This is a genomic window from Streptomyces sp. SID5643 (genome assembly GCF_009872555.1).
In the GTDB taxonomy this organism is placed as follows: Bacteria; Actinomycetota; Actinomycetes; order Streptomycetales; family Streptomycetaceae; genus Streptomyces; species Streptomyces iakyrus.
The window spans coordinates 102,347-123,174 of the sequence record NZ_WWIC01000053.1; the positions used below are offsets into that span (position 1 = coordinate 102,347).

Sequence of the window (20,828 nt, forward strand, 5' to 3'; positions counted from 1 at the left end):
TTCCCCTCACCCCGGAAAGGCAGACCATGCCCCCCGAACTGTCGCTGGACAGGACCGCCGTCGCCGCCGTCGTCAAGAAGGTGGTCGTCGCCGAGTCCCGGCTGTCCCTCCCGCCCGAGAACATCGCCGACGAGGAGCCCCTCGTCGGACCCCTCCTCCAGGTCAACTCCCTCGGTTTCGTCGGCATGCTGGTGCGCATCGAGGACGAGCTGGACGTGACCCTTCCCGACGACCTGTTCGTGGGCCGCAGCTTCCGCACCGTGGCGGACCTCGTCGACGTCGTCACCGCGGCGGAGGTGACGCAGTGACCACGCACGTGCCGACCCGGTGGCGCAGTGTCCTCCCGCACCTGGCCGAGCCCCTGCCCCCGGACCGCACCCCGCCCCGGGCCGGCGGTGACGGCGGCGAAATCAAGATCAACATTCCGGCCGAGCTCATCCGGCACAGCGTCTCCCCCCGCGAGTTCTGGGACATCCCCGCCCCCGTCGTCGAGCGCTACCGCCAGTACCGCCCCACGCCGCTGTGGCGCGCCCGCGGTTTCGAGGAGGCGGTGGGCGCCCGTGTGCCCGTCTACGTGAAGAACGAGGGCGTCAACATCTCCGGGAGCCACAAGCTCAACACGGCCCTCGCGCAGGCCTACTACTACCGCAAGGCCGGCGTCCAGGAGCTGGTCACCGGCACCGGCGCCGGCCAGTGGGGGACCGCCATGGCGGCCGCGTGCGCCCTGTTCGGCCTGCGGTGCCGGGTCTTCATGGTCGACTCCAGCCTGCGGCGCAAGCCCTACCGGGGCGTACTGATGCGGATGCTCGGCGCCGAGGTGCATGCCAGCCCCAGCGGCATGACCAAGGTGTCGGCCAAGGAGGACCTCGCGGCCGGCAACAGCCTCTCCCTCGCCATCGGAGAGGCAGTCGAGTACGCCGCCGACCACGACCACGTGGCCTTCTGCATCGGCAGCGGGGAGACCTACAGCATCCTGCACCAGTCGGTCATCGGCCTGGAGGCGGCGGAGCAACTCGCGGAGATGGACGCCCGCATCGGCACCGTCGTCGGCTGTGTCGGCGCCGGATCGAACTTCGGCGGGATCGCCCTGCCGTTCCACGCCGCCGCCCGGGCCGAAGGCACGGACGGCCCCCGCCTGGTCGCCGCCGAGTCCGGCAGCACGCCCAAACTGACCCGGGGCGTCTACGCCTACGACAAGACCGACGCCACCGGCAGCGGTCCGCTGGAAGCCATGTACACCATCGGCAGCGACTACCGCATTCCCGACGCACACACCGCCGGCCTGCGCTTCCACGGTGCCGCCAAGCTCATCTCGGCCATGCGGCACAGCGGTGACGTCGACGCGGTGGCCGTCAGCCAGGCCGACGCCCTCGACGCCGGGCGGTTGCTGGCCCGGCACGAAAGCGTCCTGCCGGCCCCCGAGTCCGGGCACGCCCTCGCCGCAGCCGCACGGATCGCGGCGTCGCCGAGCGCCTCCCAGGGCGTCCTGGTGTGCGTCAGCGGGCACGGCTACCTGGACCTGGCGGCGTACGAGCACTTCCTCGACGGCGGCGTGGAGGACCAGTCGCCGCCCGACGAGGCACTCGCCCGGGCCGTGGCCGGACTGGCGCCGGTGGAGCCCCGCACATGACCGCCCCGGCCGTCACCGTGCGCACCGGCATGCTGGACTGCATCCAGGCGAACCTGGCGCTCCTCGCCGACCGGTGGGGTGAGCCCCTGCGGCACCTCGCGCTCGGCGCGCACCTGCGCTTCCGGCCGCGCCCCGGCCCCGACGGCCTCCCCACGGTCGACCCGCCTCCGCAGACGCACATCCGTCAGGCCCGCGCCCTCATCGGCCTGGTCCCGCGCCACGTCCACCACGACCTGGAACCGGAGGCCCTGCGCGCCCTCAGCCGGCGGACACCGGTCGTCTACGCCGTGGGGGACACCCATGACATGCCCTGGCTGCCCTACGCCGGCCGGGCCCGCATGGAACACAGCTTCCTGGTCAGCGGTGAAGCAGGCGAGGCATGCGTGGAGGACGCCTACGACAACGAGACGGCGTGGGGTCCGGCCCGCCCCGGCCGGTGGCGGCTGCCCTGGGAGCAACTCCCCACCGCCCGCACGGCCGTGGAGTTCACCGCCCCGGCCGCCTACCGGGCGCCCCGTCCGGCGGTCGCACTCGACGACCCCGGCCCCTACGTCCAGGCGTACGCGGCACACCCCGACCGGCTCACCGCCCTGCGCCGTCTCACGTCCGAGACCTGGCTGATGGCCCGGGCGCGTCACCTGCACGCGGCCTACCGGGAGCACCGCGGCGAAAGCCCGGACACCCACGAGCACCTGCGCCGCTGGGACCGCCTCACCGCCACCGCCTTCATCGCCCTGCGCCGCGCCGAGCGCGGCCGGCCCGTCCCCGACTCCCTGCTGCCCGACCTCGCCGCGGCGCTCCACGCCGACCGCGAGGTCTTCGCGGTCCGGGACGAACAGACCGAACCGCCCGACCCGACCTGACGGAGACTCCCGTGAACAAGACCTTCACCGACCTGCTCGTGCCCTTCCTGCCCTACCTCAACGGCAAGCCGCTCACCGAGGACAGCCGTCTGCACGACCTCGGCCTGAACTCGATGAAGGCCATCGACCTGCTGTTCGGCATCGAGGACGAACTCGGCGTCTCGCTGCCCGACGAGGACCTCAACGACGCCACCTTCGCCACCGCGGGCAGTCTGTGGAACGCGGTGCGACGGGCTTCCGCCGCCCAGGGGGCCGACAGGACGGCGGCATGAGCACACTCACCCTGCGGCAGCCGCCGGGCGCCGGGGCCGGCCGGCTCCTGGACGCCCTGCCCGCCGGCCTCGACGGCGCCGGACTCTGGCGCGCGCTCGGCTCCGAGGACCTCCTGGCGCCCGTCTACCGCGACCGGGACCCCCGGCACGGCATCGATCCCGTGGCTCTCGGCACCCTGCTCACCGAACTCGACCGGAACTGCTCCCTCGGTTCGACGCTCGCCGTGACCGTACCGCTGGCCACCTGCCTGCCGCTGCTGGGTTCCGGCACCGGACGCGCCGCCCCCGCCCTGGCGAAGGCGCTGCGCGGCCAGTGCGTGGTGGCACTCGCCGCCACCGACGAGACCGCGGGCTGCGACCTGGCCTCCCTGGGCACGGAACTCACCGTCGACGACGACGGGCTGTACCTGAGCGGGACCAAACGGTGGATCACCAACGCCACCACCTGCGACGCCGCCCTCGTCCTCGCCCGGCACCGCCCCGGCCCCCACTTCACCAACTTCACCTGGGTGCTGGTACCGGCCGACGCCCCCGGCGTCAGCGCGGAACCCGCCGACACGCATCTGTTCGACGGCTCGGGCACCGGCCACCTGAGCTTCGACCGGGTGCGCCTCGGACACGACCATGTCGTGGGCGGCAGGGGCCGGGGCATGAGCGCCTTCGCGGCTCACATCGCCACCGAGCGACTGGCCGGCGCGCTGTGGGCCGTGGCCCTGTGCGAGAGGACGCTGCGGGACACCGCACAGTACCTCCGCGAGCGCCGCGAGGGCGGCGGAACCCTGTGGCAACGGGAGGGCATCCGCCAGCGCTACGCATCCGCACTGCTGAGGGCCCGCCAGCACCGGGCGCTGACCGGGAGTCTCACCCACGCCGTCGCCGCCCGGCGGGACTCCGCGGCCGCCGCCACGCTCAAGGCCAGTGCGGCGGCCACGGTCGAGGAGGTCCTGGACGTCTGCGCGCACCTCCAGGGAGCACACGGCTTCCGGACCGGCGGCCCGCAGGCCCTGCGCGCCCAGGCCGCCCTGTTCGGCATCGGCGGCGGCACGACCGAGGTGGTGCTGTCCATCATGGCCGACGCGGCCCCCGAGGCCCTGGCGGGAGACCGGCCATGAAGACCCGCGAGATCACCCCCGGAGTGTGGGTGGCGGCGAGCAGCTCCTGCACCGGGCCCCTCACGCCCGCGGACCGGTCCGCCGCCCGTGGCGCACCGGTCTGGCGGGCACGCCAACTACTCGCGGGGCGGGCACTGTTGAGGAGCCTGCTCGCCCAGGTCGCCCCGCAGGCCGCCGACGCCGCCGTGACGGCCGGCGACAACGGCAAACCGGCCCTCGACCGGTTCCCCGGCCTGGGCATCAGCATCTCCCACGACGAGACCCGTACCGCGGTGAGCGTGGCGAGCGGACGTCTGGTGGGAGTCGACATCCAGATTCCCCCGAACCGAGTCGACCCCGCGCTGCTGCGGCGGTGCGCCCACCGGTACGCGGACCGGCTCGACCGCCTGCCACCGTCCGTGCGGAGCACCCTCTTCACGGAGATCTGGACGGTCCAGGAGGCCTGTGTGAAGACCACCGGCTCCGGTATCGGCGGACGCCCGTGGAGCATCGACGTGCCCCCGCACCGTGAGGACGGCAGCTGGCGAGGGCTGCGCTGGCACAAGGTGCGCGGCCTCGCCGACGTACCCGTGGCATGCGCCTGGGAGGGGGACTGATGGCACCCGAGCTGTCCTGTTACACGACCGCGCTCGTGGAACATCTGGGAGGCAGGGCGGCCGAGCGGCTCGCGAACGCGGTGCACCTGTGGGTCCGCACCGACAGCCCGGACCAGGCCTTGGCGTTCTCCCACCACGACCGCATCGACGACGGCGCACTGGTCTACCGCCACTGCGACCGCTGGGGGGAAGCCCGCGACGCACTCGCCGACCAGCTCGGCCGGGAGGGCTCGGTGATCGTGGTCGGCAACGCGTTCCACCTGCCGTGGTCCCCCCACCACGGCGTGCGTGCCGTCCCCCACTGGCTGCTGCTGCGGGCCCACCGGGAGCGGGGGTGGCGGGTCGTCGACCCCTTCCACGCGCTGACGCCCGGCGGGGAGCAACGGCCCTACGACGGCTGGCTCGACGACGACGGGCTGCACCGGGCGATGACCCCCGTGCAGCGGCTCGAACCACCGGTGTTCAACAGGGACGTGCACGCCCTGGGCACCGCCACCGATCCCGGCGCCCTCGACGGCTACCGCTGGCTGTGGACCGGGGAGCCCTCCCCGCCCGCCTGGCCCGGGACCTGGCTGCGCGACCCGGTCGAGGTGCTGACGTATCTGCGGGATCGTTTCGTCACGGACGGGGACGTCCTGGAGCAGCACACCGACGATCTGTGGGCGGCGGCCCGCCACCACAGCCACCGCCGGGCCGCCCACCCCGCTTCCGCCTCGGCGGACGCCTGGTCCAGGCTCCCGAAGGCACTGCGTTTCGCGGCGGACTCCGCCCGGCGCGGCCGCCGCCGCACCGGTGTGGTCTCCCAGGCGTTCGACTCGCTCATCGACATCACGACCAGGACTGAGGTACGCCATGCTCGGCCTTGAGCCGGCCGTAGACGAAAGCCTGTTCCGCGCGACCATGACGGGCCTCGCCAAATGCGCCGCCGTCACCACCGCGCTCGGCCCCGACGGACCCGTGGGGTGCACCACGACCTCCCTCATGTCGCTCTCCGTCGACCCGCCCAGTGTCCTGCTGGCCTTCCGCGCTGGCGGACGCACCCTCCAGGACCTCCTCGCGGCGGGCCGCTTCGCCGTCAACGTACTCGCGGACGGCCAGGGGCATCTGGTCCACCGCTTCGCCACCGGCGCCCCGGCCGACCGGTTCAGGGACACCGCCCACACACTGCTGCACGGCGTGCCCGTTCTCGACGGCGCGGCCGTGACGATGACCTGCGACGTGGAGCGTCCCCTGACCGCCGTCGACCACGTGCTGGTGGTCGGGACCGTACGCCGTCTGCGGCAGGCGGCCACCGCGCCCCTGGTGCTCGTCGGCGGCCGGCCGCACACCGTCGTTCCCGTCCTCCCCCCTGTCACCACCGCCGACGATCCGTGCTGATCTGGAGTGCCCCATGCCCGCGATGACTGTCCCCCACCGGCCCGACGAGCGCCTCGACGAGTTCCTGCTCGCGGCGGGCGCCGTGTACCCCGACGACCCGGCGGTCGTGGAGTACGTCGAGGGCGCCGCGCGTATCACGACCTACCGCGAACTGCGCGCCGCCGCGGAACGCTACGCCGCGGACCTGGACCGGTACGGTCTCGGCATCGGCGACCGCGTGATGATCGTCTCCGACACGTCCGCACAGGCCGTCGCGCTCGTGCTGGCCTGTTCCTCACGGGGACTGCCGTTCGTGCCGGTCAGCCCGGAGACGCCGGCCGAGCGACGGGCGACGATCGCGCGCCTGGCCGAACCGGCCCTGTGCCTCACCGCCGGGCACGACCCCGAGAACACCGTCGGCCGGGGCCGGTTCGGGCCGGAGGGCATCGAGGTCGGGCTGCCCCCGGAGCCGCGCACCCGGCACCGCAGCGAGGTGACGCCGACCGACACGGCCTACATCATCTTCACCTCGGGAACGACGGGCCGCCCCAAGGGTGTGGTGATGAGCCACCGGGCCGTCGTCTCGTTCTACCGCGGCATGCTCGGCGAGCACCTGGTGCAGGCGGGTGACCGGGTCGCCTCGACGTCCCCCCTCCAGTTCGACTTCTCGTTGCTCGACATCGGCCTGGCCCTGGGCAGCGGCGCCGCCGTGGTACCGGTCCCGCGCACCTTGCTGCGCTGGCCCACCCGGTTCCTCAAGGTGCTGCGCACCACCCGTGCCACTCACGTCAACGGGGTCCCGTCCATCTGGCGGCAGGCGCTGCGCCATCTCCCCGACCACCTCGCCGCGCTGACGGACCTGCGGGGCGTGCTGTTCTGCGGAGAGGACTTCCCCCTGCACGAACTGCGCCACCTGAGGCGACTGCGCCCGCAGGCCCGGCTCGTCAACTGCTACGGGGCGACGGAGTCCATGGCCGCGAGTTTCGCGGACGTGCCCGATCCCCTGCCCGAGGACGTCACACACCTGTCGATCGGACGCGGCCACCGGGGAACCGACATCCTGCTCGTCGGCCCCGACGGCCGGCCGGTGACGGACGCGGGAGCCGTAGGCGAGATGTACCTGCGCAGCCCCGCCCTGATGTCCGGCTACTGGGGCGATCCCGAAGCGACGGCCGCGGTGCTGGTACCCGACCCGCTCGATCCCCGGTCCGGCCAGAAGGTGCTGCGCACAGGAGACCTCGCCTTCCGGGGTGAGGACGGCGGTCTGCGGTTCTGCGGGCGGGTGGACTCCCAGGTGCAGATCCGGGGCAACAGGGTGGAACTGGCGGAGGTGCAACGACGCCTTCTGGAGCATCCCGGAGTGGCGGAAGCCGCGGCCGTGGTCGTGGAGTCGTCACAGCAGGAACCGGAGCTGGCCGCGTTCGTGGTGCTGGCCGACGGCGCACCGCCGGTGGACGAGAGCGCCATCCTGAACTTCTGCCTCCGGTCGATGCCCGCCTACATGGCTCCGAGTCTGATGCGGTTCACCGACGCCCTGCCGGTCAACCACCACGGCAAGGTCGACCGGAGGAAACTGCTGGCGGCCCTGGACCACGATCCGGTCTGACCGAGCCGCGACGGCGTCCCCGGGACGCGTAAGGGCTGCGGACCCGCCGCGTCCCGGGGACGCCCGGGCCGGGGCACCCGGCGCCGGCATCAGCTTTCGCTCACCACTTTGGCCGCGGCTTGCAGTACCGCTTGCAGGGCCGGGCGGGAGACGTTGCTGCGCCGCCACAGCGCCCGCGTGTACGTCCGGGTGACCGGCTGCCAGTTCACCTTGCGCAGGCGGCCGTTCGCGATGTCCTCCGCGACGGCGATCTCGGGAAGCAAGGCGGCGCCGATACCGTTCTCCGCCATGTGCTTGACCGCGCCCACCGAGTTGAGGCTGAGTATGCGGCGCGACGGGTTCGGTAACCCGGCCCTGTGCAGGAGGTCCTCGCAATAGCGTCCGTCGACGTCGGCGCACACGAGCACCGAGCCGAAGTCGAGTTGCTCCTCCTCGGCGTCCCTCCCGGGCGCGCCGCGCAGCGGCGCAGCCACCAGCACCAGAGGCTCGGGACAGAGATCGCGGTATTCGAGATCGCAGTGGGACGCGCCGTCCCCTATCGTGAACGCGCAGTCCAGCAATCCCTCGCACAGATGCGCCGCAGCGTCCTGAGGCGTGGAGATCCGGAGCGAGAAATCGATGTGCGGATAGCGCAGATGTATGTATTCGATCAATGGCAGCAGGCGCTGATTGATCAGACTTTCCGGGGCCCCCACGGTGACGCGTCCGTTCGGTTCTCCCGGCGCGTCGACGAGACGCTCGATCTCGCTGCTCAGGCGCACGACCTCACGGGCGTACGAGACGAGTGTGCGCCCCACTCTGGTCGGTCGCACACCACCCGGCAGCCGTTCGAGCAGCGTCGATCCCAGGGTCCGTTCGAGTGCCTTGATCCGATTGGTCACGGTCGGCTGCGACACATGTAAGACGGATGCCGCTCTCGTGAGGCTCCCGGTGTCAACTGCACCGAGAAATGCCTGTAATTGTCGCGTATCCAAGATATCCCCCGCTTGCCTCGGGATCACCGGCCCTGCGCAGTGGATCGGAATTCCGCAGCATCCGGAATTGGACGTTCACGCCTTACCGAAGGTCGATCAGACGCTAACAGCCCTGCATGTCACGCTCAAGGAGTTTGTGACGACTTGAGGTGGGTAATAGCCTCGCCTTCGCCTTCTACACTCCACCTTCTACTCGTCATTTCCGTACCAAATCGCTGCCCTACGCGACCGAACTCGGCGCCGTGAACGGGTCGTTCGCCCCGGATATTCGAGCGCGGCGGCTGCAATTCGGGTCACGGCCCGGGTATCCGGCCCGTCCGGCGTCAGGCCGCCTTGCCGTGCCGCCGGGAACGCCGGGCCGCAGTGCGCCCGGAGCGGGGCGAGCCGGCGTCGTGGACCAGGCGCAGGTGACGTTTACGGGCGTGGCGGGCCGCCGACGGTCGGGCGGACAACCGGTCCTCGACGCGGTCCATCACAAACAGCAGCACACCCAGAGCCGGCAGCAGCAGTACGGCGACAGCGATCACAGCCCAGTCCCTCCCGGTCGATGACACCCGGGTTCCCAGGGAGGCCGCGTCGGCGGCGGGCAGACGTGAAGGTCTGGTGACGGCGGGGTGCGGAAGACGCACCGCCGCCGGTCCGGGAGAGGGAGGGCGGCCCGGCCCGTCGACGTGACGGACCGGGCCGATTCACCTCAGCCGACCTCCCGCGCGTACGGGGCGACGGAGATCCGGTCGATCAGCGGCGCGTAACGGGAGCGGAGCAGCACGCCGGGGAAGGTGTCCGAGGCGTAGGTGGTGCCGTCGAAGTTCGGCAGTTCCTCGGAGCGGAAGCCGATCGTGTTGGTTCCCTTCTTCAGCCGGACCGGGACGGTCAGCTCCCAGAAGTTGTTCCGGTGGAAGCTGTGCGGGAAGCCGACGCGCCGCGCCGCGCCGCCGTTGACGCTGATGTCGGCATGGCGGGCGAGCGGGTCGGGGTTGTAGTGAGTGGCCTCGGACTGCTCCGGGTTGGAGTAGCGGATGCGCAGCGCGTACAGGCCGGCCCGGTCGGCGGAGACGGTGAACGTCGCGGTGTTGCCGTTGCCGGGGGCTCCGCCGATGCCCGTGATCGCCGTGCCGCCGGTGGCGAGGGTGAGCGGGGTGAGCGTGGCCGAACCCGCGAGCCGGGCGTCCCCCGCCTCATAGGTGCGCACGGGCAGCGTGCCCTCGGTCGGAGTGACCGTGAGGCGGTCGACGAGGGTCGCGGACGAGCCGCCGGTCACGGTCACCTTGTTGACGCCCCCGGAGAGGGAGACCGCCGCACTGCTCCGGCCCTTCGCCAGGCGCAGGACGTCGTGGCCGTTGACGGAGAGCCGGGCCCCCGAGCCGCCGAGGGTGTCGACCTTGAGGGTGGCCTCGCGGTCGGCCGGCGAGTAGACCCAGAACGTGGCGCTCTGGCCCTTCGCGACGCGGACCGCGCCCGAGCCGGTGGCCGCCGGTTCCGGAAGGTCGTACACGGGGCGTGCCCCGCCGGCCGGCCAGGCCAGTTCACCCTCGTACACCTGTGTGTCCGCCGAGGCGCGGGGGAGGGAGAGGGTGAGGCGGTCGACGATGGCGTCGCCCTGGGTGGCGCGCTTGCCGTCGGCGCTCTTCGCGGCGAGCGTCAGGGTGTGCTTGCCCTTGGTGAGCTTCACCTGGGTGTCGGTGTGGTCCCAGACGACCCACTTGTAGCCGAGCGGCAGGTGCAGTTCCTGCTCGCCGGAGGCCTTGCCGTCCACGCGCAGGAAGACGTTGGTGGGGCCCTGCTCCTCGACCTTGTCGAAGGTGTTGAGGGAGTTGGCGAAGACGCTCAGGTCGTAGGTGCCGTCCTCGGGCACGTCCACGGTGAAGTCGAGCGTGACGTCCGAGCCGGTGCGCAGGCCGCCGACGTCGTAGCCGCCCGAGGTGTAGAACTTCGACACGTCACGCGGTGAGCCCTCCGGGCCGTTCTTCGACCAGCCGGAGCCGGTGTGCGCGGCGTCCTCCGCCTCGTACGACGACTGCCAGCGCACGGGCGGGGCCTGCGTGCCCTTCGCTTCCCCGGCAGGGCTGAGGACGACCTCGTAGGCCGAGGACTCCTTCAGCTTCGGCAGGGCACCGTCGCCGAAGTCGAGGGCGACCGTGCCGTCGTCACCGACCTTCAGGTTCGTCTCCGCGAGGAGCTTCGGGCCGGACGAATCGCCGACCTGCCCGCTCCACTCGATCTCCCGCACCCAGGCGTGCACGCTCTTGCCGAACACCTTCTGCGGTACGCCGGCGAAGGTGATGTGACCCTTGCCGGTGGAGCCTCCGAAGATCAGCCGGGACTGCTTCCTCTTCTCGTCGAGGGTGGCGACGCCCTGCATGGTGTAGTTCTCGCCGGGGAACGGCGGGGTCACCTTCACCGTGTGACCGCTCATCGAGGCGTACGAGTTCAGCAGCCACCACTGGCCGTTGCCCCGGTTCGACTGCACCGCGGAGTCGGAGAGGTTGCCGTCGATGTTCCAGTACGCGATGTCGGCGTCGACCTTGGACTCCTCGATCGCGGACACCCACTGGATCATCTGGCCGGGCACCGAGGTGTGGTAGTTGAAGGCGTACTCGTTGATGTTGACGGGGAGTTGTGTGCCCGCCCGGCCGGTGCCCTCGAACAGGTCCTTCTCCCACGCCCGGTACTTGGCGACGCTCTGGCGCACCGCCTCCGGGTGGCTCAGCTCGTGCCAGGTGATGACGTCCGGGAGCGTGCCCGCGGCCAGGGTGTGGCCGAGGAAACCCTTCACCTGGTCGTACAGGACGCTGGTGTTGGGCCCGGCGATGCGGGCGCTCGGCATCCTGCCCTTGATGAGCTTGTACGCGTCGTCCCAGGCGGCGAGGAAGTCGTCGGGGTCGTTGAGCCAGCTGACCTTGTTGTAGCTCCACTCGCCGGTGCCGAACATGTTGCCCTCGGGCTCGTTGAACGGCACGAAGACGATGTTGTCCCGGTACTGCTCGGGCAGTTTCAGGACCTGGTCGACCTGCTCGGCGATCTTCTCCTTGTAGAGCTTGAGCTTCTCCGCGGGGGTGTCGCCGGGCCACTGGTACGGGAAGCCGCGGTGGATGTCGGTCATGTAGATGTACACGTCGCCGTCGGTGGAGTCGGCCAGCGGCTTCACCACCTCCAGGGCGTCGGCACCGGGGTGCTGCGGACCGTCCTGCGCCTTGGTGGAGACCGTGCGCAGGCCCATGCCCTCCATGAGGTTGTTGGTCGGGACGTCCGGGCCGTACACGCCGTAGAGAGTGCCGGAGGCGCCGCCGTGGAACGCGCCGGTGTCCGAACCGAGGTCGACGGTGAGCTGTCCCTCGCGGACCACGGTGACGGTGGCCTTCACCGAGCGCCCGGCCGCGGTGCCGGAGACGGTGAACGTGCCCGGCGCGGCGTACTCGTCGGCGGGGACGGCGTCCCAGGTGACGGGCGTGTCGCGGTCGTAGCCGTCGGAGAAGGAGGCGCGGACCGCGACGGGCAGGGACGGGGCCGTCCCGGTCGTGGTGCGCGCCTCGAAGGACGTCTTCGTCAGCTCCTGGAGGGTGGGCACGGTCCCGACCGTACCGGCGACCTGCTCCGCGCTCAGCGCCGCGTGCCACACGGTGAAGTCGTCGATCGCGCCCTTGAGCAGCGGGTCCGGATAGAACGACTTGCCTATGTACCCGGCGGCGGTGGCCGAGGCGTCCAGCAGGTCCTTGGCCTGGACGCCGGTCTCGGCGGAGGAGACCGCCACGCCGTCGAGGTAGGTGGTGAGCCGGCCCGCGGAGGTGTCGAGGGTGACGGTGACGGTCCGCCACTCCGTCGAGGGGAGCGGCGCGTAGCCCCGGACCTGCGCCTCGGCGCCCCCTCCGCCGGTGGTCACGGACGTCTGGAACAGTCCGCTGCCGTTGTAGGGAGTGCTGAAGAGGTACTTGGTGGTGTTGGTGCCCAGGTCGAAGATCCGCTGCCAGGGCGACGTGTCGCCGCTCCACTTCACCCGCGCGGAGACCGTCAGGTCGGCCGCGTCGCCGACCACGGCACGGGGCAGCCGGACGTACGCGCCGCCGGAGTCGGCCGCGCCGCCGGGCAGGGCGAGGGCCCTGCCCCCGTCCGTGCCCTCGACGGACCGGGCGGTGGAGCCGTTGACCAGGTCTGCCGTCAGCCCGTTGCCGGAACTGTCGGTGATCTTCCCGGACGTCATGTCGTCCTGGTCGAAGGTGTAGCGGGCGGCGGGCCGGGGCGTCTCGGCCGCCTGCGCGGGGGCGGCCGGTGCGGCCAGCAGGCCCGCGCCGAGGGCCAGCGTCACGGCGGCCGGTGCCCGTCGCCGGGCGGATCTGTCAGCGGATGGCATGGGGGGCGTCCTCAATCCTTGAGTAGGCGGTTCCGGCCGGCCGGACTCGGCCGGCCGCTCGTACGCGGGGGCGGCCCGGCGAGGAGAGTGCGTGGTGATCGACGTCGAATCGGTTCGATTTCACGGGCTGCGGACACGTCGCCGAACCGAAGATGCGGCAGCCCGCACCCGCAGGGGAGCGGAAGGAGCGCGGGCTCGTCGGAAGGATCACTTCGTCGAACCGGTTCGCGAAGCTAGCACCGTGGAACCCGGCCATCAATCCCTCCGGCACACATAAGCACTCGGCTGCGGCGTGGAGCGGGAAAGTGTGGTGCGGGGTGTTGACACGCCTCCGGGCTGTTCCTACCGTCGCTTCACGCGAACCGGTTCGACGACCGGCCCGCGCCTCCCGTCCCACCCCTCACCCTCGCGACCGGCACCTACTCCTTCTCACAGGGGTCGAACCGGTTCGAGCAAGGAGCCGACGTGAACATCGGTGAGATCGCCAAGCGGGCCGGTGTCTCGCGGAGCACGGTGTCCTACGCGCTGAGCGGCAAGCGCTCGGTGTCGGAGGAGACCCGTCGCAAGATCCAGCGGGTCATCGACGAACTGGGATACCGGCCCAATGCCAGCGCGCGAGCCCTGGCCAACGGGCGGACCAGCACGATCGGCCTGGTCTTCCCGCCGGCGGGCAACCACTACACCGGGATGCAGCTGGACTTCATCGGCAGTGTGGTAGAGGCCGCGGCGGTGCACGACTACGACGTGCTGCTGTCGCCCAGCGGCGTCGACAGCGACCGTTCGTTCCAGCGACTGCTGGGGGAGCGGAGGGTCGACGGGGCGATCCTGATGGAGATCAGGCTGGAGGACGACCGGGTCGAGCACCTGGCCGAGCTGGACTTCCCCTCCGTCGCCATCGGCCGCACCGCGCATCCGGAGAGCGGCTGGTGGGTGAGCCTGGACCACACCGCGCTCGCGGCGGCGTGCGTCCACCACCTCGCCGACCTCGGCCACCGCCGGGTCGCCTTCGTCAACCGGCCCGAACAGCTCCTTCAGGCCGGATACGAGTCCGCGCACCGCGGTCTGGACGGCTTCACCAAGGCCGCGGCCGAGCGCGGGCTCACGGTCCGGACGTACTGCTGCGGGGACGACGCCGCGTCCGGCCAGGCGTGCGTGGAGCGGATCCTGCACGACGACCCGGCCACCACCGCTCTGGTCACCCTCAACGAGGCCGCCCTGGGGGGCCTGTACCGGGGGCTCGCCCGGGCGGGCCGCCACGTACCGCGCGACTTCTCCGTCACCGGCGTCGTCGCGAGCCGATGGGCGGAGACCGTCACCCCGCAGCTCACCGCGGCGGACGTGCCGGCGGAGGAGATGGGCCGGCGCGCGGTCGACCTGCTCGTCGAGCGGATCGAGCAGCCCGCCACGCCGGGCCGGCACCACCTGCTCACGCCGCCGATCTCGCTGCGGGCCAGCACCGGGCCCGCGACCGGCACCCCCGTCCCCTGAGCCCGACCGCACCTCACGCCCGTTCACTCCCCTTCCTCTCCACCGAGCACCCGACCCCCTCACCCTCGCCGGTTCGGCATGCCCGCTTCCCCCCAGTCATCCCCTCCCACGGCGCACCCGTGTGCCAAGAACGAAGGACCCGCCATGCACAGCTCCTCAAGGCGCCGGCTCACCGCGGTGGCCCTGTCGACCGTCGTTGCTGTCACCGGTGCCGCCTGCTCTTCCGGGTCGGGCAGCACCGACACCAAGGGCTCGGACAGCGGCACCTACACCGTCTGGGACCCGTACCCGCAGTTCGCCAAGGGCTCGGACTGGGTGAAACTGCTGGACGCGTGCGGCGCCAAGGCCGGTGTGAAGATCAAGCGGACCGGCTACGACACCAGCGACCTGGCCAACAAGGCACTGCTGGCCGCCCAGCAGGACAACTCCGCGGACCTCCTCATCGTCGACAACCCGGTGGTGTCGACCCTGGCCGAGGCGGGCGTGCTCACCACCACCGACGACAACAAGCTGGACACCTCGAAGGTCGACCCCAACCTGCTCGCCGCCGGCCAGTCGGACGGCAAGACGTACGGCACCCCGATCGGCGCCAACACCCTCGCCCTCTACTACAACAAGAAGGTGCTGAAGGAGGCCGGGGTGGACGTCGCCTCGGTCAAGGACTGGACGTCGCTGACGGCCGCGCTGGCGAAGGTGAAAGCGGCGGGCAAGAAGGGCATCACGTTCTCCGCGATCGGCACGGAGGAGGGCAGCTTCCAGTTCCTGCCGTGGTTCTGGGGCGCGGGCGCCCAGCTGACCGAACTGGACTCCGCGCAGGCCGTGGCCGCCCTGTCGCTGTGGAAGGACTGGCTGAAGGAGGGCTACGCCCCCAACTCGGTCATCAACAACACGCAGACCACCAGCTGGCAGGAGTTCGCCGGCGGTGACTACGCCTTCGCCGAGAACGGAACCTGGCAGCTCGCCAACGCGAAGAAGGCCGGCTTCGAGTACGGGGTCCTGCCGATACCAGGAGCCGACGGAGGCAGCGCCGCCGCCCCGACCGGCGGCGAGTTCGTCACCCTTCCCGCCCAGGGCGACACCGGCCGCTACGCCACCTCCCAGAAGCTCGCGACCTGCCTGACCAGCACCCAGAACCTGTACGACACCGACACCACCCTGTCCTACGTGGCCCCCACCGGTGAGGTGCAGGCCAAGCAGGTCGCGGCGAGCGCCGAGCTGAAGCCCTGGGTCGAGGCGGTCAAGGCGGCCAAGGGACGCACCAGCGACGACCTGGGCACCAAGTACCCGAAGATCTCCGAACAGCTGTGGAAGGCCGTCCAGTCCGCCCTCAGCGGAGCCAAGTCCCCCAAGGACGCGCTCTCTTCGGCACAGGCCGCGGTGAAGTGACGAGAGCCCGATGAAGCAGACGATCCATCCGCCGGACCACCCGTCCGCGCACGTCCGGAACGGGGCGGCCATCGCCGCCCCGGCCCCGGCCCCCGCGCGCGCCCGGCGCAGCCCGGCCTCCGAGCAGTGGGCCGCCTGGGCGTTCCTCACCCCGGTGACCCTCTACCTGGCCCTCTTCTACGCCTATCCGCTCTACCGCAACCTCGACCTCAGCCTGCGCGACTACACCGTCCGCTCCTTCGTCCAGGGCAACGCGCCCTTCACCGGCATCGAGAACTACCGGACCGTCTTCGACGACCCGACCTTCGCCCCCGCCCTGCTCCACACCGCGCTCTTCACCGCCGTCTGCCTGCTCTTCCAGTACGCCATCGGCCTCGCCCTCGCGGTCTTCTTCACCCAGCACTTCCGGCTGTCGGCGACCCTGCGCGCCCTGTTCCTGGTGCCGTGGCTGCTGCCGCTGATCGTGTCGGCGTCCACCTGGTCGTGGATGCTCAACAGTGAATCGGGCGTCGTCAACGCCGCCCTGCACGCCCTCGGCATCACGCCGGTCAACTGGCTGACCTCGCCGTCCTGGTCGCTGACCTCGGTGATCATCGCGAACATCTGGATCGGCGTGCCGTTCAACCTCGTCGTGCTCCACAGCGGCCTGCAGTCCATCCCCGCGAGCCTGTACGAGGCCGCCGCCCTCGACGGCGCCAACGCCTGGCAGCGGTTCTGGCGCGTCACCTTCCCGCTGCTGCGCCCGGTGTCCGCGATCACCCTCCTCCTCGGCCTGATCTACACCCTCAAGGTCTTCGACATCATCTGGATCATGACCAAGGGCGGCCCGGCCGACGCGTCGACCACCTTCGCCACCTGGTCCTACCAGCTCGGCTTCGGCAACCTCCTGCCCGCCTTCGGCCGCGGAGCGGCCGTCGGCAACCTGCTGGTCGTCGCCGCCCTGGTGTTCGGCCTGATCTACCTCAAGGTCCAGCGAAAGCAGGCCCTGTCATGAACCGACGCACCGGCCGCACCTGGTGGAAGACCGCCCTCGGCCTGCTCCTGACCGCGCTCATGCTCTTCCCGGTCTACTGGATGCTCAACGTGTCCCTCACCCCCGACCGGGACATGCGCAAGAGCCCACCGGACCTCTTCCCCGCCCACGGCACCCTGGAGGGCTACCGCACCGTCCTCGACGAGCAGTTGCCCTACCTCGGCACCAGCCTCGTCATCGGCCTGGGCACCGTGGTCCTGACCGTCGCCCTGTCCGCGCCCGCCGGCTACGCCCTGGCCAAGCTGCGCCCACGCGGCGGCGGCATCCTCAACTTCGTCCTGCTGGCCGCCCAGATGATCCCCGGCATCATCATGGCGATGGGCTTCTACGCCATCTACCTCCAGCTCGGCCTGCTCCAGTCCGTCCCCGGCCTGATCGTCGCCGACTCCACGCTGGCCGTCCCCTTCGGCGTGCTCATCTTCACCGCGTTCATGTCCGGCATCCCGGGCGAACTGCTCCAGGCCGCCAGGACCGACGGAGCGGGGGCCCTGCGGACGTTCTGGTCCGTCGTCCTGCCGATGAGCCGCAACGCCGTCGTCACGGTCTCCCTGTTCGCGTTCCTGTGGTCCTGGTCCGACTTCGTCTTCGCCGGCACCCTCGTCAACGGCGGCGCCCACGAGCCGATCACCCTCGGCATCTACCACTACATCGGCAACAACAACCAGGAGTGGAACGCCATCATGGCCACCGCCGTCGTGGCCTCGCTGCCCGCCGCGGTCATCCTCGTCCTCGCCCAGCGCTACGTCGCCGCCGGCGTGACCGCCGGGGCCGTCAAGGACTGACCGCCTCCCCCACCCCGTCACGACTGAACCGCCTGCCCGTCACACGGCCGGTGACCCCTGCTCGAGAAACGAGTCAGCTTCATGACCGCCGCCCGATCCGGCCCGGCCTTCTCCGTCCACGACATCCCGTTCAGCACCCGCGGGTCCTGGTTCGACATCTCACCCGTGGTGGCGGAGAAGACCTACGCCGAGGACCTCCACCTCGTCTCGCACCAGAACGGCATGCACGCCGTCCTGCGTCTCGTGCCCCTGCACCCGGCGACGGGCGACCGGACCGATGCCCGCGTCGGGGCCACACCGGGCCTGCTCAGCTGGATCGGCACGGGCGGCCGCATCGACCTGTCCTACGAGTCGCCCGACACCGTCCGCCTGCGGGGGAGCGGCCTCGGGATCGGCGTCGAGGCGGCCGCGCGGACCCTCACCCCGTTCAGCGGCACGTACTTCTTCCGCGACCCGGCCGCGGACGCCCACGTGTTCACGTCCTACGAGACCGGACGCCGCTACCGCGTCACCGTGCTGTCCGGCACCGTCGCCGGGACCCCCGGCACCCAGGTCCTGGGCGGCGGGCACCGCGGCCTCACCATGACCTCGGAGGCCGACGGCCACTGGGAGATCGCGATCGAGGAACTCGACACCGCCCGCCCGCCGTACACGTCCCCGGCGCCGTTCGACGCGATCACCGAAGCCGCACAGACACGGTTCGCGGACTTCGCCGACCAGGTGGCTCCGTGGCGTTCGTCCGCCACCCCGGCCGCCGAACTCGCCGCCTATGTCCTCTGGTCGGCCACCGTACGACCCACCGGACTGGTCACGCGGCCCGCCGTGCTGATGTCCAAGCACTGGATGGACAAGGTGTGGAGCTGGGACCACTGCTTCAACGCCCTGGCCCTCGCGCCCGGTTGCCCGGACCTGGCTCTCGACCAGTTCGCCCTGCCCTTCGATCACCAGGACGACAGCGGCGCCCTGCCCGACTCCGTCACCCACTCCGAAGTCCTCTACAACTTCGTCAAACCCCCCATCCACGGCTGGACCTTCGGCCACCTGCGCCGACGGCTGCCGACACCCCCCGGACCCGCAGAGCTCGCCGAGACCTACGACCGGCTGCGACGCTGGACCGGCTTCTGGCTCACCGCGCGACGGGCACCCGGTGCCGACCTGCCCCACTACCAGCACGGCAACGACAGCGGCTGGGACAACGCCACCACCTTCGACCCCGAGCGGGTGATCGAATCCGCCGACCTGGCCGCCTTCCTCGTCCTCCAGCTCCATGAACTGGCCGACCTGGCCCGGGCACTGGACAGGCCCGACGAGGCACGCCGGTGGACACGGGCAGCCGAGGAGACGCAGGCGGCGCTGCTCGACCGGCTCTGGGCCACCGACAGGTTCGTGGCCCGGGGCGTCGAGACCGGCGACACCTGGAGCAGTTCCAGCCTCCTCGACCTGATGCCCGTCGTCCTCGGCGAGCACCTGCCCGACGACATCGGCGGCACCCTGGCCGACCACATCAAGGCGCACCTCACGCCCTACGGTCTCGCCACCGAACTGCCCACCTCACCGCACTACCTCGCCGACGGCTACTGGCGCGGACCCATCTGGGCCCCCGCCACCGTCCTCATCGAAGACGGCCTGCGCCGCGCCGGCCACGAGCGCCTCGCGGACGACATCAGCGCCCGCTTCCGCGCCCTGTGCGAAACCCACGGCTTCGCGGAGAACTTCGACGCGCTCACCGGAACGGGCCTGCGCGACCGTGCCTACACGTGGACCGCCAGCAGTTACCTCCTCCTCGCCGAAGCCCATGCACGCCGGGACGGCCGCTGACCGGCCGCCCGCGGGTGTCCGGGGGCGCAGGCGGGGCATACGGGCTTCACCCCCTTGGAGAGGAGCTCGTCTCATGCTCGGCATAGTCGCGGCGGTGTTGTTCTTCGTGGCGTTCCTGATCAACGCGACGGACCTCGGCACCAACGATGTGTTCTCTTCGACCAACGTCATGCTGCTGGGGCTGATGTGCCTGGCCCTGCAGGTGGCCGGAGTCGGCGCCGGCTTGGCTCGCCGGCGCTGATGTCGGTTCCGGGGTCCGGTGACGTCCTGTCACCGGACCTGCGGTGCGCACGCACCGACCGGGCAGGACGAGCACGACATGTCCGGGGCTGCGGACATGCTCAGAACCAGTGCAGGCAGTGCGGGGAGCGCTCGGTGCGGAAGAGGTTGTCGGCGAGGGCGGCCGCGCCCGTGTGATGGACCCGGATGTGCCCGGCCCGGGCGAGCGTGCTCGGGGCGGTGCCGCCGAGGTAGACGGAGCCCAGGTCTGCGATGTCCAAAGACAGGTCCGGCTCCCGGCCCGTCGGCACGCAGTCGGCCTTGCCGCCCCGGACGGTCAGCAGGTAGCGGTCGTGTTCGCCGAGGAACGGGTCGTCGATGTCGAGGACCAGCTCGCCGTCCGCGAGCCAGCCGCGTGCGGTCAGCGCACGCGGGACGTCCAGCAGCCGCACCCAGAGCCAGTCCATGTCGCCGCCGACCTCCCCGGCACGGAAGTCGGCGAACTGCCATCGCAGCGGGTGATCGGACGGGACGTGCTTGAACTCGACCTGGGAGACCAGGTCGTGTTGGAGTACGAACCGGGCCAGGGCCGTGAAGACGGCGTCCTCGGTGGCGATCGTCTCGTCCACCGTCAGGGTGCCGGAGTCGATGGAGTAGCTGGCGTAGCCGTCCGGGACGCCGTCGGCGTCCCGGTGGAGAGCGACGTAGCGCGGCGCCGGGGAGATCGGGGGCTGTCCCGCACGCAGGGCCCACCAGCGGTGCGGCCGGGACAGCGCGCCGGGCTGGGCACGGCGGTACCGGTCGTAGACCTCCTCCAGGATGTCGCCGCACTCGGCCCCGCGCAGCACCTCGACCGCATCGGTCGCTGCTCCCTCGGCCGCTCCACGCCCCCGGGGGGCGGCGAGGGCGGCCCTGTGGCGCGGTACCTTCAGCCGCGCCGTGTACGTCGCCGGTCCGTAGCCGAACCTGCCGTAGATCAGGGCCTCGGAGGCCAGCAGCACGGAGAGCATCTCTCCGCGTTCCCGCAGCTCGGTGAGCTGATGCCGCATCATCGCGCTGAGCACGCCCTGACGCCGGTGCGAGGGCAGGACGCCGACGGCGGTCACCCCGGGGGCCGGGACGAGGGTCTCACCGGGCAGGGTGAGTTCCAAGGAGTGCGTGGCGGCGGTCCCGACGGGCCGCCCGTCCGCCGCCACGGCGAGGAGGCAGCGCTCCGTTTCGAGCGCCGACCACCAGAGCCCGCCGCCCTCGACCGGGGTCTCCGGGAAGAGCCCGAACGCAGCGTGGAGTGTGTCGACGAAGACGTCGAAGTCCTCGTCGGTCGTGGGACGGATTTCCATCGTTG

19 protein-coding genes are annotated in these 20,828 nt (G+C 71.3%); 15 read left to right on the top strand and 4 right to left on the bottom strand.

The window, feature by feature from the left end; all coding sequences use genetic code 11:
* Positions 1-26: 26 nt before the first annotated feature.
* The 9 genes from GTY56_RS06905 to GTY56_RS06945 are packed head-to-tail and all read left to right on the top strand — an operon-like array spanning position 27 to position 7,435.
* Positions 27-308 (top strand): acyl carrier protein, encoded by a 282-nt coding sequence (locus tag GTY56_RS06905; RefSeq protein WP_161363514.1) that lies wholly within the window; start codon positions 27-29, stop codon positions 306-308.
* On the top strand, positions 305-1,630 hold the full coding sequence (locus GTY56_RS06910) for a TrpB-like pyridoxal phosphate-dependent enzyme (RefSeq protein ID WP_161363515.1): 1,326 nt from the start codon (positions 305-307) through the stop codon (positions 1,628-1,630). Before GTY56_RS06905 ends, GTY56_RS06910 begins: the two co-directional genes overlap by 4 nt.
* Positions 1,627-2,493, top strand: coding sequence for a hypothetical protein (locus GTY56_RS40395; protein ID WP_161363518.1), 867 nt, complete (start codon positions 1,627-1,629; stop codon positions 2,491-2,493). Before GTY56_RS06910 ends, GTY56_RS40395 begins: the two co-directional genes overlap by 4 nt.
* 11 nt (positions 2,494-2,504) lie before the next feature.
* Positions 2,505-2,765, top strand: coding sequence for a phosphopantetheine-binding protein (locus GTY56_RS40400; RefSeq protein ID WP_161363520.1), 261 nt, complete (start codon positions 2,505-2,507; stop codon positions 2,763-2,765).
* Positions 2,762-3,877: an acyl-CoA dehydrogenase family protein gene (locus GTY56_RS06925; RefSeq protein WP_161363522.1), complete on the top strand. Its 1,116-nt coding sequence runs from the start codon at positions 2,762-2,764 to the stop codon at positions 3,875-3,877. Before GTY56_RS40400 ends, GTY56_RS06925 begins: the two co-directional genes overlap by 4 nt.
* Positions 3,874-4,473 (top strand): 4'-phosphopantetheinyl transferase family protein, encoded by a 600-nt coding sequence (locus GTY56_RS06930; RefSeq protein ID WP_161363524.1) that lies wholly within the window; start codon positions 3,874-3,876, stop codon positions 4,471-4,473. Before GTY56_RS06925 ends, GTY56_RS06930 begins: the two co-directional genes overlap by 4 nt.
* Positions 4,473-5,339, top strand: coding sequence for a hypothetical protein (locus GTY56_RS06935; RefSeq protein WP_161363526.1), 867 nt, complete (start codon positions 4,473-4,475; stop codon positions 5,337-5,339). The genes GTY56_RS06930 and GTY56_RS06935 overlap by 1 nt, the downstream gene beginning before the upstream one ends.
* Complete coding sequence (locus GTY56_RS06940) at positions 5,326-5,850, top strand: flavin reductase family protein (RefSeq protein ID WP_161363527.1); 525 nt, start codon at positions 5,326-5,328, stop codon at positions 5,848-5,850. The genes GTY56_RS06935 and GTY56_RS06940 overlap by 14 nt, the downstream gene beginning before the upstream one ends.
* 13 nt (positions 5,851-5,863) lie before the next feature.
* Positions 5,864-7,435, top strand: a complete 1,572-nt coding sequence (locus GTY56_RS06945; protein ID WP_161363529.1) for an amino acid adenylation domain-containing protein — start codon at positions 5,864-5,866, stop codon at positions 7,433-7,435.
* A gap of 89 nt (positions 7,436-7,524) precedes the next feature.
* On the opposite strand, the gene GTY56_RS06950 is transcribed toward GTY56_RS06945, so the two are convergent.
* From GTY56_RS06950 to GTY56_RS06960, 3 genes are all read right to left on the bottom strand, one after another.
* Positions 7,525-8,436, bottom strand: a complete 912-nt coding sequence (locus GTY56_RS06950; RefSeq protein ID WP_346345432.1) for a LysR family transcriptional regulator — start codon at positions 8,434-8,436, stop codon at positions 7,525-7,527.
* A 296-nt stretch (positions 8,437-8,732) separates the two neighbouring features.
* Positions 8,733-8,936: a hypothetical protein gene (locus GTY56_RS06955; RefSeq protein ID WP_161363533.1), complete on the bottom strand. Its 204-nt coding sequence runs from the start codon at positions 8,934-8,936 to the stop codon at positions 8,733-8,735.
* Between the two features lie 167 nt (positions 8,937-9,103).
* Positions 9,104-12,757 (bottom strand): LamG-like jellyroll fold domain-containing protein, encoded by a 3,654-nt coding sequence (locus GTY56_RS06960; protein WP_161363535.1) that lies wholly within the window; start codon positions 12,755-12,757, stop codon positions 9,104-9,106.
* A gap of 465 nt (positions 12,758-13,222) precedes the next feature.
* On the opposite strand from GTY56_RS06960, the gene GTY56_RS06965 reads away from it, so the two are divergent.
* From GTY56_RS06965 to GTY56_RS39820, 6 genes are all read left to right on the top strand, one after another.
* Positions 13,223-14,245 (top strand): substrate-binding domain-containing protein, encoded by a 1,023-nt coding sequence (locus GTY56_RS06965; protein WP_161363537.1) that lies wholly within the window; start codon positions 13,223-13,225, stop codon positions 14,243-14,245.
* Between the two features lie 144 nt (positions 14,246-14,389).
* The gene (locus GTY56_RS06970; protein ID WP_161363539.1) at positions 14,390-15,631 is read left to right on the top strand and encodes a sugar ABC transporter substrate-binding protein; all 1,242 of its coding nucleotides are present in this window, start codon (positions 14,390-14,392) and stop codon (positions 15,629-15,631) included.
* 10 nt (positions 15,632-15,641) lie between these two features.
* Positions 15,642-16,625, top strand: a complete 984-nt coding sequence (locus tag GTY56_RS06975) for a carbohydrate ABC transporter permease (protein WP_161363540.1) — start codon at positions 15,642-15,644, stop codon at positions 16,623-16,625.
* On the top strand, positions 16,622-17,446 hold the full coding sequence (locus tag GTY56_RS06980; protein WP_161363542.1) for a carbohydrate ABC transporter permease: 825 nt from the start codon (positions 16,622-16,624) through the stop codon (positions 17,444-17,446). The genes GTY56_RS06975 and GTY56_RS06980 overlap by 4 nt, the downstream gene beginning before the upstream one ends.
* An 81-nt stretch (positions 17,447-17,527) precedes the next feature.
* A complete protein-coding gene (locus GTY56_RS06985) occupies positions 17,528-19,264 on the top strand; it encodes an MGH1-like glycoside hydrolase domain-containing protein (RefSeq protein ID WP_161363544.1) in 1,737 nt (578 codons plus the stop codon).
* Positions 19,265-19,337: 73 nt separating this feature from the next.
* Positions 19,338-19,505 carry a hypothetical protein gene (locus GTY56_RS39820; RefSeq protein WP_202509815.1) on the top strand — a complete coding sequence of 56 codons (168 nt, stop codon included), beginning with the start codon at positions 19,338-19,340 and terminating at the stop codon, positions 19,503-19,505.
* A 100-nt stretch (positions 19,506-19,605) separates the two neighbouring features.
* Here GTY56_RS39820 and GTY56_RS06990 read toward each other — a convergent pair whose 3' ends face one another.
* Positions 19,606-20,823, bottom strand: a complete 1,218-nt coding sequence (locus GTY56_RS06990) for a GNAT family N-acetyltransferase (protein WP_161363547.1) — start codon at positions 20,821-20,823, stop codon at positions 19,606-19,608.
* Positions 20,824-20,828 lie beyond the last annotated feature (5 nt).

Coding starts and splice junctions, on each gene's coding strand:
- GTY56_RS06905 (WP_161363514.1), top strand. CDS start 27: ATGCCCCCCGAACTGTCGCTGGACAGGACCGCCGTCGCCGCCGTCGTC.
- GTY56_RS40395 (WP_161363518.1), top strand. CDS start 1,627: ATGACCGCCCCGGCCGTCACCGTGCGCACCGGCATGCTGGACTGCATC.
- GTY56_RS06925 (WP_161363522.1), top strand. CDS start 2,762: ATGAGCACACTCACCCTGCGGCAGCCGCCGGGCGCCGGGGCCGGCCGG.
- GTY56_RS06930 (WP_161363524.1), top strand. CDS start 3,874: ATGAAGACCCGCGAGATCACCCCCGGAGTGTGGGTGGCGGCGAGCAGC.
- GTY56_RS06935 (WP_161363526.1), top strand. CDS start 4,473: ATGGCACCCGAGCTGTCCTGTTACACGACCGCGCTCGTGGAACATCTG.
- GTY56_RS06940 (WP_161363527.1), top strand. CDS start 5,326: ATGCTCGGCCTTGAGCCGGCCGTAGACGAAAGCCTGTTCCGCGCGACC.
- GTY56_RS06945 (WP_161363529.1), top strand. CDS start 5,864: ATGCCCGCGATGACTGTCCCCCACCGGCCCGACGAGCGCCTCGACGAG.
- GTY56_RS06960 (WP_161363535.1), bottom strand. CDS start 12,757: ATGCCATCCGCTGACAGATCCGCCCGGCGACGGGCACCGGCCGCCGTG.
- GTY56_RS06970 (WP_161363539.1), top strand. CDS start 14,390: ATGCACAGCTCCTCAAGGCGCCGGCTCACCGCGGTGGCCCTGTCGACC.
- GTY56_RS06975 (WP_161363540.1), top strand. CDS start 15,642: ATGAAGCAGACGATCCATCCGCCGGACCACCCGTCCGCGCACGTCCGG.
- GTY56_RS06980 (WP_161363542.1), top strand. CDS start 16,622: ATGAACCGACGCACCGGCCGCACCTGGTGGAAGACCGCCCTCGGCCTG.
- GTY56_RS06985 (WP_161363544.1), top strand. CDS start 17,528: ATGACCGCCGCCCGATCCGGCCCGGCCTTCTCCGTCCACGACATCCCG.
- GTY56_RS39820 (WP_202509815.1), top strand. CDS start 19,338: ATGCTCGGCATAGTCGCGGCGGTGTTGTTCTTCGTGGCGTTCCTGATC.
- GTY56_RS06990 (WP_161363547.1), bottom strand. CDS start 20,823: ATGGAAATCCGTCCCACGACCGACGAGGACTTCGACGTCTTCGTCGAC.